This is a genomic window from Paenibacillus sp. OAS669 (assembly GCF_014873645.1).
Classification (GTDB): domain Bacteria; phylum Bacillota; class Bacilli; order Paenibacillales; family NBRC-103111; genus Paenibacillus_S; species Paenibacillus_S vulneris.
The window spans coordinates 253542-268874 of sequence record NZ_JADBDR010000003.1 but is presented as its reverse complement, the minus strand read 5'-3'; the positions used below and the strand labels follow the sequence as shown (position 1 = coordinate 268874).

Below are 15333 nucleotides of genomic sequence, written 5' to 3'. Positions count from 1 at the left end.
ACGGGCAGGGCCGGTAGACTTAGGAAGCATTCCCCAAGGAAAGCTCTTGACGAAAACGCCTCCGAGTTGGATTCTCATCATTGGCATAATCGGATTTCCAATTGTTAATGTCAATTATATCCATAATGACCAATGTGTCAATCACCTTTTTCGCTTAGCCAGTTACTTAAGTAGGTATCTGGAATTTTTCCTTAGGGGGAAACTTTCATCCATCCCATGCGTCTAAACGTGTGGAAAGAGGTGGTAATTTTGACAAAAATAAATGGATTCCAGCGATTCTGCTCCATCATCATCGCAATATTCATTACTTGTTTAACCATATACGCTGCAGAGGCTCAAGCCGATACGAGTGTAAATGAACAGCCGGGAAAGCTTACTCTGCTTGCTGACACCCCTGTTTATAATGGGGCCTCAACAAACGACGGGCCGGTCGGAATTATATCAGCCTTCCAGTCGGTTCAGGTAGTTAAAACAAGCAATGGTCTCCCGGAATCACCTAATCAACTGGAAAATAACCGGTATCTTGTAAAAACATGGCTTGGCGAAAAATGGCTGCAAAACGGGCCAGCGGTGATCAAAGAAAAATATTATGCAGTCCGGATGGATGTCACGTTGAAGGATATTGAGGACATTTATGACTTTCCTGGGGACAATGAACGAACCGTGGGAACACTTTCCCCACAGACAGTAAGAGTGCTCGGTGAACTTTATACTTGCAGTGACGAAACTCTAGGTAGCGTCCAACCGGAATCAGAACGCTGCCAGCCATGGTATCGCGTAGTAACCTATTTAGGAGAAAAGTGGATTCACCCGGCTAGGGCTATTGAGCATTACGAGGATAACGAGGCTGTAGCTCACCTCACCGCTTCAGAAGCAAACTACCGGGATAAATTCCGTTCGTCAGGTATGAAAGAGTTTGAGCCTCTTTTCACAAAATTGTCCCTGGAGCCTGTTTCACTCCTCACCGAAAACGATATAGAGCGGCTTGAAGTTCGAAGGCTCTATCGCCACAGAGACATGTTAAATTACGATGAGATCGAAGCGTTAAAAAACGCCTTATTCAATGAAGTCGGAGGTTCCTTCCCTCTCTCCATTACCACCTTCACTATTTCACACCAGGCGGATGTTGAGGGGAATATTATGTCAATTGATCATTCAAGGAAACGTATTCTTGTTATTAATTACAATAAAAGAACTGGATTGATAAATCCTACTCCTGAGGCGAGTTGGTTTAGTGTTGCCGGCGATTCGAACATTCATAGAAAGGGGCAGGATTCAAAGCTCCGCTTCGATGACCTTACCATTGGCCAGACCGTAGAGGTTTGGAAAGCAAGGTTTAGCTCAATGAGTTATCCTGGGCAGACCACCGCCTATGAAATAGCTATCGCTGGAGACAACAAACCAAGTGAAGAAGGTATCCCTCTAAGCACCATACTTGATTTTGATGTGAGCCGTATCGATAAAATTGAACTGCAATTTAAACAAGGAAAGCGGATCACCATTCAAGAACCCGACATCATCCAGGCCCTATCCGAACGATTACAACGCATCCGTTTGCAGCCAGCCGATCAATACCAGGGACAGGATGAGGATTCGTACACCATGACGTTGTATCAGGGGGACAGGAAAGCCTCTTATTCCAGCGATCTGCTCCTTCTAATGCTTTCATACAAGCAAACCCCTTTAACCATCGAGTTGGATGAATTTATTCGTAAGCTCTCACCGAAGAATAAACTGCCAGCAAATAATCGATGATCTCGTTCTGCCCGGTAGGCGACCAGCTCTTGCCGATCCAATTCGGAGTGAAATGAATCTGATGATTCCGAACGGCCTTCATCGTACTCCATTCTTCACCAGCCAGCAGGGCCGCAAAATTAGCTTCGTCCTTCGGCCCCACGTGATGCTTGTAGATCATCAGGTGGTCGGTCTCGAAAGGCGGCATATTCTCCATCGAATACTCCTTGCTCCGTTCATGCTGCGGGACACAGCTCCCCGGCTTCAGCCCAAGCTCCTTATACAGCAAATGATTCAAGGGATGATCGGTCATGCCGTACACGCGGAATTTGCCGTAATAAAAGCGCATGACCGATAGCGTCTCATTCCCGAGCCGTTGAGACAGCACTTTTTTGGCATAATTCACCTTAAGCTCCATCTGATCGAAATTATGTCTGGCTTCCTTCTCCCGGCCTACAAGCTCCGCTATTCTCCAATGATTTTGGCGCCAATCCATCGTAAAATCCAGACAAATCGTCGGGGCAATATCCTTTAGACGATCGTAGAAGGGCAGATGCCGATAATCGGATAAAATAATATCCGGCTGGGCTTCCCGTAAAGCATCCAGCTGTACCTGGACAAATCTTCGATGCTCCTCCGGACTCAGCTGCTCAATGGTATAGCCGTTCATTTCATATAAGGCCTCAGTGCCCAAGGTGCGAAGATTTTCCCTATATCTATAGCAGGATGCCACTCCCACTCTCAATTGCTTGCGTTTCATATAAACGGTGGGGGATAGACCGATCGTCCTTTTGAACATGCGGCTAAAATAAAATTCATTTCCGAAGCCGACGGATTCGGCAACCTCCTGAATGGAGCAATCCTGCTTCAGAAGCTCCTTGGAGCTCTCAATCCGAATCTGGTTCAAATATTGAACCGGTGTGATCCCTTTGGCTTTTTTGAAGCTCCTGGAGTAGGAGGTCCTGGTTAAACCGGCTATGTCCGCTAATGTATCCAGCTTAATCTTCTCGGAGTAATGCTTGTACATATACCCTATGCTTTCGTCGATGCCGTTGCTCGATGGCTCTGTCCCTTCCTGCTCGGGCAATTCCTGAAGAAGCTCTTGAACAAGTCTTTGAAAAAGCTGATGAGCCTCTAAAGAACCGGTTTTGGACCCGGACTTGCTGAGAGCGTACAGCTGCTCGACTTGTTGAATCCATCCTTTGGCGTGCTGGAAAGGCAGCCTGCCGGTTGGCAAAAGGTCTATAGTGCCGTTCGAATCTTGGCATGACCATTCGCCTTTTTGCCTGGTAACAGTCACTGGCCGCAGCATTAACAAATAGTAATCCGCATAATCGGACTCCAGCATTACCTCAATTTCCATGGAGGGCTTCAAATAAAACAGTTGGTTGGGACCTAGGGGAATCATTTGATTTTGTATTCGTACCATCCCTTTCCCGCCGGTTACTACGCACAATAGGTCAGCAGGAATTGCCGGAAACTGCGGCGTATGGTACTTGGGATAGCGGCGCTTATGTATGGAGGAGAGGATAACAAGAGGATATTGGCATTTCAGCATCTGCATTTCACCTTCCCCAACAGCATTGAGAATCATTATCATTACTTTGTAGTATAGATGGTTTTTTCACTGTTGGGAAGGGTTATTCCGCTGCATTCTCTATTTAACTATGCTCCACGATAGTCAATCGCTCTTCAGCTGCAGTACGAGGTCTTGCCGGCGGAATGATCTCCGGGTACCCGATATGAAGCACGCCTACAATCTTCTCTCCCGGCCGGATGCCGATCGCCGTCCTGAAATCAGGTTCAAAGCTGTAATGATTGGTTTTCCAAACGACGCCAAGCCCTTGCTCCCAAGCTGCAAGCTGGAAGTTTTGAATCAGGCTGCAGACAGCGGCATAGTCCTCCTCCCATACTTTTTGCCGGGGATCCTCTTGCATGACGATCACAAGATGGGCCGGTACCCGCAGGAAGTAGTCCATCTTCTTATTGCCGTACTTCTCCCGCTCCTCTGCCGAATAGGTCTGTACCATTGCCTGAGCAAGCTTGGCTCTCCCTTCTCCCTGAAACAGGATGAATCTCCAAGGCTCCCGGTACTCATGGTTCGGGGCCCAAACCGCCACATTCAGAAGCTCCTTCAACAGCTCGGTCGGGACCTCATCGCTTTTAAATAATCTGATCGTTCTTCTCTGCTTGATCAATTCGGCCACACTTCCTGCCGGCTTCGTATCCGTTCTTGTCATACGATAATCCTCCCTGTTCTAATGCATAGTCTTATCTCGAGTTTCGTCTTGCGTACAGCAAATAAATAAAAAATGGAGCTCCTACAGCGGAAGTGAAGATGCCTACAGGCACATCCAACGGGAGAAAGCAGGTTCTCCCTACAAGATCGGCCAGCAGGACGATGGCGCCTCCCAGCAGCGCGGAGACGGGCAGCACATTCTCGAAGCTGGAACCGACCAGCTTGCGCGCCATATGCGGTGCGATAAGCCCGATGAAGCCTATAGCGCCCGCCACAGCGACGGCAGCTCCTGCCAGCGCCACACTGACCAGCAGCAGGAGCATCCGGTTCAGCTCTACAGAGCTTCCGACACCTGCCGAGATGTCGTCCCCAAGCTGGCTGATGTTGACATGGCGGGCCAGAATGAAAGAAAGCGGCAGCAGGATGGCCGTCCAAGGCAAGATGGTCAGAACGTTCTCCCAGTTGGCGGCATACACAGACCCGGTCAGCCACAGATAGGCTTGACCCGCATCATTGCTGGGGCTAAACATAATCATCATCGAGGTTGCTGCAGACATAAGAGAAGACATGCCGACGCCCACCAGAATAAGCCGAAAAGGGGTTATGCCCCGCTTCCACGCCAGCAAGTACAGCACAATGGAGACGGCCGCCCCTCCTATTAATGCTGCAACCGGCAGCCAGCGAATGCTCAAGCTGCCTGCAAAATAAGTAAGAAAGCCTACGGCGGCAACGGAAGCCCCGCCCGTTACTCCCATGATATCCGGCGAAGCCAACGGATTGCGAACGATGCCCTGCAGCATCGCTCCGGCTGCGGCCAGCGAAGCTCCCGCAAGCAAGCCGACCAATATTCTCGGCAGCCTCAGCTTCTGAATCACCATGGAATAGTCATCGGAGCCTGCTCCGAGCAGGCTTAGAACCACGTTCCACGGAGAGATATACAGCTCTCCCATCCCGGTGCTCAGGATGGCTATCAGCAAACAAGCTGATAAAAGCGCAAGCGACACCCACATCGTTTTCTTGTGCATCAGTATGGAGAGACGGCCTTGCTTAGTGCGCAAAGGGACATATTGCTTCATGATCGGGCCAACCCCTTCCGCGCGATATACATGAAGAACGGGGCTCCGATTAACGCGGTCATGACACCTACGGGCATCTCTTCCGGAATCATGATGAACCGGGCAACCAGATCCGCCGCAAGGAGAAGAATGGCTCCCAGTACGGCGCAGTACGGGATCACCCACCGGTGGTCCACCCCGGTAAAAAATCGCGAAATATGCGGGATGACAATCCCGATGAAGCCGATCGGTCCGGCAACGGATACGGAGCCGCCGGCCAGTACAACGATAATGAGCCCGGCCGTCACTTTAACCCACATCGTCCTCTGTCCCAAGCCTTTCGCCGTGTCCTCTCCCATCATCAGAAGATTCATATCCTTGGCTATGGCCCATGCCGCCATCCAACAAAGGATCATGTAAGGCAGAACTGCGATTAAATTATCGGGGGACCGGCCGGCGATCGTGCCTGTCAGCCAGTAGAGCACCGTATTCAAGCCCTGCTTATTCAAGACGAGAATGGCCTGGGTAAAAGAAGAAAATAAAGCGGTCATTGCCGCACCGGCCAAAACAATCTTCAAAGGCGTTAACCCGTCGCGTCCGGCCGAACCCAATACATACACGATAATGGCGGCGCCTGCCGCTCCAATAAAGGCCAGCACCATAAGCATCTGCATGGATGTGACAGAGAATACCACTGCTCCCAATACGACAAGGAAGGAGGCACCGGCATTCACCCCGAGCACGCTTGGCGCCGCCAGCGGATTACGAGTCAGCGTCTGCATGAGCGCGCCTGCTATCGCGAGACTTGCACCGATCGACGCAGCAATAAACGCCCTCGGTATCCGGGTTGTGCGGACAATGACCTGCTCGGTAATTTCCTCATTGTAATGAAAAGCTGCATCCCACGCCGTGTGCCAGCTGTAGTTCGTCGCTCCGAACAGGATGCTTGAGGCAGCGCACAGCAGCATAAGGATACATCCTGCCAATAACCCGAACCATTTCCATCCGGTTGTAGATTTGCTTGCTATCATCTGAGAATCTCCCTGTGATGCACAAATGAATGAGCACCCCGGCTCATTCATAGGCATTTATTAGCTATTTGATATCGAAGTATTTGTACAGATCTTCGAGCATCGCTTTTGCTGCCGTAGCACCGCCGCTTAAATTCCATGTAATGACATCTACTTTGAAATATTTATCGTTCTTGACGCCTTTCAAGCCTTTCCATAGCGGATGTGATGTCCAGTCGCCTTGTGTTTTCGCGTGGTTCGCATCGCTTGTGATCTGGGTGATGTCGAATATGTAGTCCCCGTCAAGCTGAGACATCTGTTCTTTCGAAGTTAAGTTGACGACGTTCTTGCCTTCCACCTGCTGAGCTTTTGGCCGGTTTAGTCCCAGCTCTTTAAATATCGTTCCTGCAAAACCCGTGACATATATCCGCGCGCTGCCGTCCTTCTCAAACCGGATCAGCGATACTTCTGTATTCGCAAGCTTATTGCCAACCTTTTGCTTAAATTCGGCGACACGCTTATCCCAATCACTCAAGAATTTCGCCGCTTCGTCTTCTTTATCCAGAGCATCTGCAGCCATCTTCAAGTTTTCCTTCCAGTCAAACAATTCCTCCATGATGATCGTAGGGGCGATACTGTTTAGCTGAGGGTATATTTTTTCGTGACGTGTTTTTTGTCCGATGATTAAATCAGGCTTCAATGCCATTATGGCTTCCACATTCGGCTGAAGCTCATCCCCCAAGTTCTTGACCCCCTCCATTTGAGGACGCAAATAGTTGTACCAAGGCTTTTGGTCCCAGGATTCTACAGCCCCGACCGGTTTTACGCCAAGTGTGACAACAATATCTACAGCGCCGTTAAACAGGACGACGACGCGCTCCGGTTTCTTCTTCAACGTTACCGTACCCATAGCGTGTTTAATTGTTTTCTCTGTGTAGGCGGCAGCGCCTTGCGGCGGCTTACCTCCATCGGCAGCCTGACCGCTATTGTTCCTATCCCCGGTCCCAGCCGTACTCGACTGCCCGCAAGCTGAAACCGCCAGCGCCAGGACTAGCACCAACATCATTTTTATTACTCTCATCCGATTGCTTCCCCCCGTAATTAGACCTTTCAGTTGATACTGATAATTATTATCAATTATAGGAGGCAGACTTTTCCTTGTACATATCCAATATTAGCCGTTTCACATACTAAATTTATCCCATCTTCCCCTGTACACCGTTTCAGCTTTATAATATGGAACCCTGAGTTGAGCTACAGCGCAAATAGCCCTCTTTTGTCGGAAGAAAATAATGTTATAGGCTGGAAAATAAAGTACTCGACTTGCGCAGGCGAAATTGACAAGTATTTGAGTGAAAAATTCTATCATTTTCAAAAAACACCTCCAAGTTTATTTCCATATCTAACGACATGGTAAACATCACTTGAAGGTGTTTTGTACATATCTTAGCGACGCTCGACGGCTACGCCCCCAAAAACGCCCCACAGATTTGCAGGATCATTTAAGTATTTATGCGGAAACCCCAGCTCAATCGCACTTATCGCATCGAGTCTATGCAGCTGCGCTTCAGACAGCTTCAGATCCAGCATGTTCAAATTGCTTTCAAGCTGCCCAGCTTTACTAGCACCCAGCAAAATAGATGTAACGGACGATTGGGCTCTCAGCCATGCCAACGCAACATGTGCTGCTGGAGCATTCACTTCATCTGCTACCTTTTTGACTTCATCCACGATATTAAATACTCGCTCGTTTAACATGCCATGGCTAGCCATCATGGTTATCCGTGAACTCCAGCCCTCGGATTCCATATTTCGCTGCTGCAAATCCTCTCTTGAATATTTTCCGGTCAAAAGACCGTTAGCCAGAGGCGACCAGACAATAATCCCGAGCCCCATTTCCTGAGCCATCGGAGTGAGCTCTCTTTCCGACGTTCTCTCGATCAGACTATGTTCGTTTTGCAGAGCAATTAGAGGAGACCATCCTCTCAGGTCTGCGATCGTCTGCATCCGCGAAATCTGCCAAGCTGGCGTATCCGATATCCCTGCATAGAGCACCTTGCCCGCTCGCACAAGATCATCCATGGCCCGCAGAACTTCTTCAACCGGCGTCGTATTGTCCCAGGAGTGCAGATACAGCAGGTCGATATAATCTGTTTTCATTCGTGACAAACTCTTTTCAACAGAGCGAATCATATTTTTTCTGTGATTTCCGCCTGCATTCGGGTCCCCTTGGTGCGTATTCATCGTATACTTTGTAGCAAGAACGATACGCTCACGCCGCTCGCCTAGAATGTCACCCAACATTTTTTCCGAGCTTCCGTTCGTGTAACCGCTGGCCGTATCGACAAAATTTCCGCCCCGATCAAGATAAATGTCCAGCATATTGCGTGCTTCATCCTTGTCTGCACCCCATCCCCAATCCGTTCCGAAAGTCATGGTGCCAAGAGCAAGCTCCGAGACGCGTAATCCGCTTTTTCCTAATAAATAATATTTCATAAATGCCTCCTAATCATAGTTATTCATTTTTTTCAAAACTGGAAATCTTTCTTTTTTTATAAGAAAATGATCATCGTTGGATGCGCCGCTTTTTACATGAATCACCCCCTTCAAGTAATATCTCTCCACCATGGAACCGATGGCTTTTCGGAAGAACCAATCTCAACACTTTCACCTATGCGAGGTACCGCGATGACGACGCTTCTTTCAGCTGCAGCCTTGAGAACACGCTTGATCGGTTCATCCCAGTCATGGAACGCGAGTGTAAATGCGCCCCAATGAACCGGGAGCAATATGTTACCGTGAAGTTCAATGTGGGCTTGAACTGTCTCCTCGGGCAGCATATGCAGTGGCCACAAGCCATTGTTGTCGTATTGTCCAGCCTCAATTAATGTCAGATCAAAGGGACCGCAGATTTCGCCAATCTCTTTAAAGTGAGGGCCGTAGCCGCTATCTCCGCTAAAAAATATCTTTGTATGTTTTCCTTCAATAATCCAGGAACACCACAGCGTAGTGTTTTTCCTAAAAATCCCTCTTCCCGATGAGTGCTTTGCCGGTGTGCAGCGAAACTTCAGTCCTTCAAACCCAAATTCCTCCCACCAGTCAAGCTCCACAATCTTGTCAGGAACAACACCCCATCTTTCCAAACGGCCGCCAACCCCAAGAGGGACAAGAAATGTTCTCACTTTATCTTTTAATTTCATGATAGACCTGAAATCCAGATGATCATAGTGATCATGTGAGATAAGCACCGCATCAATCTGCGGAAGATCCTCGATTTCAATGGGCAATTGTTCGCTATAACGTCTGCCGCCAAACCTGAAAGGAGAGGAATAGGACTCAAATATCGGATCTAACAGTAATAGCCGCCCCTCCAGCTGAATTAACGAAGTAGAGTGCCCGAGCCATGTAACAGCCGTTTTATTAACATCTTCCTTTGATAAAGGTGCCACGATTCGCTGGACCGGAAGTATTTCTTTCGGCCGAGCCCTGGGATTGCCTTTGATATATTGCCGCAAGATGGGGAGCAAAGCCTTCACGTTGTAATCGACAGTCGTTTCAACAGGATATTTAAACCTCCCGTTTACGAAGTTTTTGGATGTTTGATATTCCGTTCTTTTCTTACTGGACATAGGTACCAACTCTCCAATTGTTTATTAAAATCAATAAAAATTGAACGTTCATTCATTTATGATTTAAAAAAAGAAGGACTCCTTATGCTTTGACAGCGTCCCAGCTTGATTGAATCAAGTCCTTCACATTTTTATCATTAAATTCAAATTCTCTTCTGTAATATTGCTTGGCAAGCTCGGTAACAGGAGCATAAATCAAAACTAACATCAGCATGGTATCGTAATCTTTAAGCAGCTTCTGTTCTTTGCCTTCCTCAATCAATTTATAAAAAGGCTGGAACATCATACTGGAATCTTCAAGATACAAATTCTCGACAAGCGGTGAGTTGCAAAATTGTTCATAGAAGAGGAATTCATCTTTATGGTTAAGAATGAATTCAATATAGTTGCTCATAATCAGTTCAAATCTTTCCTTGACCGGCATTGGATGATGAACACCCTGGAACATACTTGAACTAATCTTTTGCTCGACATTCAAAAACAGCTTCCTCAGCATGTCCTCCTTGTTTTCGAAGTAAACATAGATCGTTCCTGGCGATACCTGAGCCCGTTTGGCGATTTTAGACATGGAAATTTCAGAGAAGCCGATCTCATTCAAAAGCTGTATGGTTGCTTGAAAAATAGCTTCATTTTTATTTTTGTCCTTATATCTCATGGTTGAATAATAAACGATCATTCAATTAAAGTCAAATACGCTGACATGTGAAGTCGCTAATGGGTCTGGGAAGAAACGTAACGGCCGCTGCTCCCATCGACTTAGGCAACAACTTCCCCTCCTCACCCTTTAGTACCTGAGCTGTTCTTTTAACCTATTTCGGGTATCATCCAGAATGACCGGGGTGATGGAGCCGCTGCTATACTTGAAAAAGCTGTACACATCTCCATTTCCCGACTGAATGTACCATTGTCCGTCCTCCTGAAAGGGAAAAGCAAACTGCGGCTCGCTGCCCCCGGCAAAGAATGAATTAGCCGCAGGGGCGATATGCGCGGTTTCAAACTGCTTCACGCCAGGATTCCACCGATAAACGGCAACATAAGGATCCTGTGTCCACAGCGTCTCAATAATTTCAGCCTTATGGTCACCATCAAGATCGAGCTTGTAAATCTCATGCATCTGGAAATCGTTATCCTTAACCCATTTACGGGAGTCCTCCCTGTAGTAAAAGATGCTTAATCCGATGGAGCCATTCACCTCAAATTCCGGAACGGTCCCTCCTCTCCACTGGGAAGGCTCAACCTTACTCGATCCGTCGCCCGAAAGCCGCCCTAAGCTATACCAGGTATCCTGATCCTGCAAGTAGCCATAAATGAGATTCTTATCGTCTTTATGTGCGTAAAGGTGAACAAGGATAGATTGCTCATGGCTTGTCTGAACCTCGATTGTATGTAAAAAGACCTCTTCCTTAGGGGGCTTCTCTTCACGTAACTCCTGAAATTCAGTTGAAGGCAGCGGAGAAAATTCCAGCTCAAGAGAGGGTTGGGCAGACAGCTCTTGATAGTAAGGTTGTTCCAAAACCAGCTGTGGGATCAGTGACGCTGCAGCCTGGGTCTTGCTTTCGGCAGCCCCCGAACAGCCCGAGACCAATATCGTCAGGGCCATGAATCCAATCCATCGTTTCACTTACATTCTCCTCACTAATCTCCGGTAACTCTTCGTATGGGAAAACAAATGTCCGTCCACGAGTCCTCCGACTCCGGACCTTGGTACCGTTCACCGTAGATTTCGAAATTGTTTTTCAAACGGGCTTCAATTGTCCACCATCGGTGAATTCATTGCCGATATAAACCACCAGAGAAAAAGAAACGGAAGCAGGCAGACTATGGTTAGGAGCAGCACAACAACTTTATTGCTTTCTTTGCTCATTATCATCCCTCTCAGTTCTGAAAGCTCTTCCTAAACCATAGACGCATTTCACTAGATTAAAGTTATATACTGCGCCTATTTTATGAAAAGCAAGCTGCCTCTGCTGTTCCTCATAGCTGTAGCAATGCATAAGCGCCCCCCATAGATGCAAATAATACTGTAATAAATTAACATTCGGAGGGCGGCATATGTGGAATATTATTGTTAATTCGCTTATATTGGCGGCTATGGGGACCGTATTTTTAAGATTGGCAGGACGAAAATCTTTATCTCAAATGACGACGCCTCAAATCGTTATTCTGCTATCTATCGGTGCTATTCTTGGTTCGGAGGTCGGCGGCAAAGGCATAGGCTATTCCTTATTAGCCGCTGCGACGTTCATTGCATTTTTAGTGGCTATGGAATTTCTCACCCTTCATTGGAACCGTTCGGAAACGATATTAAAAGGCAAATCCGTCCTTGTCATTTCGGAAGGACAAATGGTGTTGGATAACCTGAAGAAGCTTCGCATGTCCGTAGATGATCTGGAGAAACGGCTGAGAATCGCCGGGATTTCAAGCATCCGCAACGTAAAGACCGGTACAATCGAAGACAATGGAGAGTTCGGATATGAGCTGATGCCCCACGCCCAGCCTGTAACTAGAGGCGATCTGGAGCTAATGCTGGGAGTGAAGCTCGGAACGCCAGCCCCGTCTCCCAATATTTTTACAGAAGTCAGCAAGGACCGGCATGACCGCGAGATTCCGCCAAGGCTTCAATAAGCCTTCGGGCTCTTTCCCGAACGATCAGCTGCTAATTACAACCCAATCATCCAGCCTTTTCGATTCAACAGGCAGCTGCCCTTTCTTTATCCATTCCACGGCCTGAACAACTAGCGGGGATGCATTATCTTCCGTAATGTCTCGAATGGAAACCCATAAGGCACCTAAAGAATCTTGCCCATCAAAAGTGTCAGGCTTCGCCAACACTCCGCCCAGCTCTTGAACCAGGTAAAATACAGCCACATGATGAATATGAGAGGTTCCCTTTTTACGCAATGCATAGGGAACTATATAGTCGCACACACCGAGATTCCTTTCGATGCGTACCTTCAACCCTGTCTCCTCGACAAACTCTCTTATCACCGCATCGTTCAAGGTTTCATACTCCTCTACAGTACCTCCCGGAAGATCGTAACGCCCGATATAGGGGCCGCCCCCTTTTCGGATCACTAACAAATCCTCCTGACGCAAGCAAATCCCATACGCTCCTAAATGGCGGTGCCATACTTCCTTAGGTTCTGTCATCCATACCTCCATGAAATAGGTAAATTAAGAGCCTTATTTGTCCTCGGCTGCGAAATACCGGTTACCGTCGATATCGCTAAAATACAGCCACCACCCGCATCCGCCGCCATCCTCCAAGGTCGCTGTAATACCGCTATCGATCAGCTTTTGCTGAAGCTCTGAACAGGTACCTGATGATGAATCACCGATTGAATCCCCATACAATGCCCTCCCTTAGAAAGCGAATTCCATATTTACCCAATAACAATATCGTACATTTGTTCTTATGTAAATGATCTTTTTTTCAAGTGGCAGTTATGTAAAAACAGGCCGCCGGATGATTCCAGCAGCCTCATGGGTCTACTATGTCAGTACATGATGTTATTTTGCGTACAATCTAACATACTCGGGATAGGCATGAAGATGGATTTCTTTGGCCCGTCTTTGCGTCTTTTCTTTGACCTCCGGTATGCTTTCCGCCTCCACGTAATCAGCAAGAATATCAATAACATCATCCAGCAGCTTGGCTCTGAAGTAAAGCTCCATTCTCTCAAGCAGCTCTTCCCCTGCCAAACCTACGACCCTCTCCTTCCACCAAGGCCATTTGGGGGAGCGAACCATCGGCCAAAGAAGCACAGAGTAGTCCATCGCAGCGTCCCCGTCGATCACCAAGTTATCCCAATCGATAATCCAAAAATGACCACTATCCTCGACTAAAACATTTTGCCAGTTCAAATCGTTATGCACGATATCCTGCGCTTGCTTCTGAAAAGCCTCGTTTCGGTTCGCCATCTGCTTCAAGGCTTCGACTTCATGATCAAACCAATCTAAAGAGCTGTCCGTCACAAAGGCCAGCAAGTGCCGCTTGGCTCGGATGACCTGCATATCCTCTTCGAAACGGGCTACGTATTCCTCTATAAAGGCCTCTGCATAAGAGCGCCCCTTCGCCTTCCCTGGGATTCTGCGCCGTATCTCTGCATCGGAATGCAGCCGCTTCAGTACGTTCAGAAGCTTCTCCACGACCAGATCCGGATTGGAAATGGAGCTTAGCGGCTCTCCCTTAATATATTCAAACACCAGGCCATATGAATACCCGGGCAGGATCTCCTGCGTCACTTCTCCCACCAACCGGGGGGCGTGATATGGATGGGACAGATACTCGCTGATCAGGGTCCATTGCTTAAGACTAGAAGCATTTTCTTCCGTTGAAAGCTTGACATGCCGTATCGTCTCCCCGTCGGAAATCCGATAGGACTGATTGACGAATCCTCCCGGATTCCAAATATACTCAGCCTTCGTATCCGCTCCCTTCAACCCTAAGGAAGATGAGTTTGCGGCGGCCCATTCTTTCATTCGCTTCTCGGCGGCATGCAGGTCCATCCCTTTTCCCCCTTTGGCTTAATCATAATCCATTTTCACAGCGGCAGTTCGCAGTAAGGTTATATCTTGACCGTCAAATTGTGCAGCAAGCGTTCTCCTTCAGAGGCAAAGTCTTTCCGGCTTCTTATGAACTTTTCTACCTCCGACAGCTTCGCCGGTCTGTACCCGGGTCCCCCGCATCCGCAGGAATGATAAGTAAAGCCGTGTTGATACAGCTGCTCGACCTTCAGCCATTGTTTAAGGTCATTTTGTCTAGGCGCCTTAAAATCATGCCCCATATCCTTCATGACTTCCCCGCATTGGGGACAGTTGTAATGTCTGTTCTGGGCTTCCGGTTGATTTAGCTCATAACGGGAAGTCTGCTTGAACACTTTGCGGCAGGCAAAACAAGCGAAAATATCCTTGTATGGACCGTACATCCCGTAGCGGCACATCCGAATCACATCCTTCATCAAATCATTAGTATCATAGCTTAGCAACGAAATACCCCCACTAAGATCTTATCCAGGTGAGGGCATTGTCCGTTATTTTTTCATTTGGTCTAAAGCGTCCGGGTACACTATCGTCTTGAACACTTCTTTTGTTGCCTCGTCCTTGATTTGGATGGACACTTTCAGCTTTTCCGAAGAAACCCCATTAAACAACTGGTAGTACATGCCGCTCATGCCAAGCCCTATGGATGCGAAACCATCAAAGCTTTTTTCGTAGGCGCTCTTATCCACTATCAAAGTAAACTCGGAGAAAGATTTATTATGAGTGACATCCTTAATGGACTTGAAGCTATTGCCGCTCTTTAAATCTTGGACGGAATCCGTGATGTTCTTCTCCATTTTCTTCATCATCTCGGCATGGACCGATTTAGGCATTTTATAGGTGACGGAACCATCCGGATTTGGGGTTACATCCTTCACCCCGTCAGCCTTTGCTTTTTCGATGACTTTGTCCATATCCTGGTTCTTAAATAAAGATGCCGGAAGAGTGATTTCGACGTTCAAGAGCCCTTTATCCACTTGGACTTTCTGTGCTTCCCCCTCTTGCTTTGCGGTCTCTGTGCCTCCGGCCTGGCTTGTGGTTGGTGCAGCAGTCTGCTCTTTAGGCTGACACCCTGCTAAGAGTATAATGCAAGCTGCGGCGATTACTAATGGTTTCATCTGATG

16 protein-coding genes and 1 pseudogene are annotated in these 15333 nt (G+C 47.8%); 2 read left to right on the top strand and 15 right to left on the bottom strand.

Annotation, left to right across the window (positions count from 1 at the left end; all coding sequences use genetic code 11):
* The first annotated feature begins 249 nt into the window (after positions 1 to 249).
* The gene (locus GGC63_RS09105) at positions 250 to 1755 is read left to right on the top strand and encodes a hypothetical protein (RefSeq protein WP_192702017.1); all 1506 of its coding nucleotides are present in this window, start codon (positions 250 to 252) and stop codon (positions 1753 to 1755) included.
* Here the strand turns inward: GGC63_RS09105 and GGC63_RS09100 are convergent.
* From GGC63_RS09100 to GGC63_RS09060, 10 genes and pseudogenes are all read right to left on the bottom strand, one after another.
* Positions 1706 to 3292 (bottom strand): AraC family transcriptional regulator, encoded by a 1587-nt coding sequence (locus GGC63_RS09100; RefSeq protein WP_192702016.1) that lies wholly within the window; start codon positions 3290 to 3292, stop codon positions 1706 to 1708. The two genes, GGC63_RS09105 and GGC63_RS09100, sit on opposite strands and share 50 nt — an antisense overlap.
* Positions 3293 to 3395: 103 nt before the next feature.
* Positions 3396 to 3974 carry a nitroreductase gene (locus tag GGC63_RS09095; protein ID WP_192702015.1) on the bottom strand — a complete coding sequence of 193 codons (579 nt, stop codon included), beginning with the start codon at positions 3972 to 3974 and terminating at the stop codon, positions 3396 to 3398.
* A 31-nt stretch (positions 3975 to 4005) separates the two neighbouring features.
* Complete coding sequence (locus tag GGC63_RS09090; RefSeq protein WP_192702014.1) at positions 4006 to 5049, bottom strand: FecCD family ABC transporter permease; 1044 nt, start codon at positions 5047 to 5049, stop codon at positions 4006 to 4008.
* Entirely contained in the window at positions 5046 to 6059 is a 1014-nt protein-coding gene (locus GGC63_RS09085; RefSeq protein WP_192702013.1) for a FecCD family ABC transporter permease, read from the bottom strand. The genes GGC63_RS09090 and GGC63_RS09085 overlap by 4 nt, the downstream gene beginning before the upstream one ends.
* 64 nt (positions 6060 to 6123) lie before the next feature.
* Positions 6124 to 7119 carry an ABC transporter substrate-binding protein gene (locus tag GGC63_RS09080; protein WP_192702012.1) on the bottom strand — a complete coding sequence of 332 codons (996 nt, stop codon included), beginning with the start codon at positions 7117 to 7119 and terminating at the stop codon, positions 6124 to 6126.
* A 365-nt stretch (positions 7120 to 7484) separates the two neighbouring features.
* On the bottom strand, positions 7485 to 8534 hold the full coding sequence (locus GGC63_RS09075) for an aldo/keto reductase (protein WP_192702011.1): 1050 nt from the start codon (positions 8532 to 8534) through the stop codon (positions 7485 to 7487).
* Between the two features lie 110 nt (positions 8535 to 8644).
* The gene (locus GGC63_RS09070; RefSeq protein ID WP_192702010.1) at positions 8645 to 9667 is read right to left on the bottom strand and encodes an MBL fold metallo-hydrolase; all 1023 of its coding nucleotides are present in this window, start codon (positions 9665 to 9667) and stop codon (positions 8645 to 8647) included.
* 82 nt (positions 9668 to 9749) lie between these two features.
* The gene (locus tag GGC63_RS09065) at positions 9750 to 10163 is read right to left on the bottom strand and encodes a TetR/AcrR family transcriptional regulator (RefSeq protein ID WP_256865456.1); all 414 of its coding nucleotides are present in this window, start codon (positions 10161 to 10163) and stop codon (positions 9750 to 9752) included.
* A gap of 3 nt (positions 10164 to 10166) precedes the next feature.
* A pseudogene (locus GGC63_RS34860) lies at positions 10167 to 10322 on the bottom strand (TetR/AcrR family transcriptional regulator); the annotation flags it as partial.
* A 129-nt stretch (positions 10323 to 10451) separates the two neighbouring features.
* Positions 10452 to 11288: a hypothetical protein gene (locus GGC63_RS09060; RefSeq protein ID WP_192702009.1), complete on the bottom strand. Its 837-nt coding sequence runs from the start codon at positions 11286 to 11288 to the stop codon at positions 10452 to 10454.
* Between the two features lie 431 nt (positions 11289 to 11719).
* On the opposite strand from GGC63_RS09060, the gene GGC63_RS09055 reads away from it, so the two are divergent.
* Positions 11720 to 12292, top strand: a complete 573-nt coding sequence (locus tag GGC63_RS09055) for a DUF421 domain-containing protein (RefSeq protein WP_192702008.1) — start codon at positions 11720 to 11722, stop codon at positions 12290 to 12292.
* Positions 12293 to 12316: 24 nt separating this feature from the next.
* On the opposite strand, the gene GGC63_RS09050 is transcribed toward GGC63_RS09055, so the two are convergent.
* From GGC63_RS09050 to GGC63_RS09030, 5 genes are all read right to left on the bottom strand, one after another.
* Positions 12317 to 12817, bottom strand: coding sequence for an NUDIX hydrolase (locus GGC63_RS09050; protein WP_192702007.1), 501 nt, complete (start codon positions 12815 to 12817; stop codon positions 12317 to 12319).
* A 33-nt stretch (positions 12818 to 12850) separates the two neighbouring features.
* Positions 12851 to 13021, bottom strand: a complete 171-nt coding sequence (locus tag GGC63_RS09045) for a hypothetical protein (RefSeq protein ID WP_179136123.1) — start codon at positions 13019 to 13021, stop codon at positions 12851 to 12853.
* A 156-nt stretch (positions 13022 to 13177) separates the two neighbouring features.
* On the bottom strand, positions 13178 to 14176 hold the full coding sequence (locus GGC63_RS09040) for an aminoglycoside phosphotransferase family protein (protein WP_192702006.1): 999 nt from the start codon (positions 14174 to 14176) through the stop codon (positions 13178 to 13180).
* A gap of 59 nt (positions 14177 to 14235) precedes the next feature.
* Entirely contained in the window at positions 14236 to 14610 is a 375-nt protein-coding gene (locus tag GGC63_RS09035; RefSeq protein ID WP_192702258.1) for a hypothetical protein, read from the bottom strand.
* A gap of 90 nt (positions 14611 to 14700) precedes the next feature.
* The gene (locus tag GGC63_RS09030) at positions 14701 to 15327 is read right to left on the bottom strand and encodes a hypothetical protein (RefSeq protein WP_192702005.1); all 627 of its coding nucleotides are present in this window, start codon (positions 15325 to 15327) and stop codon (positions 14701 to 14703) included.
* Positions 15328 to 15333: the final 6 nt, after the last annotated feature.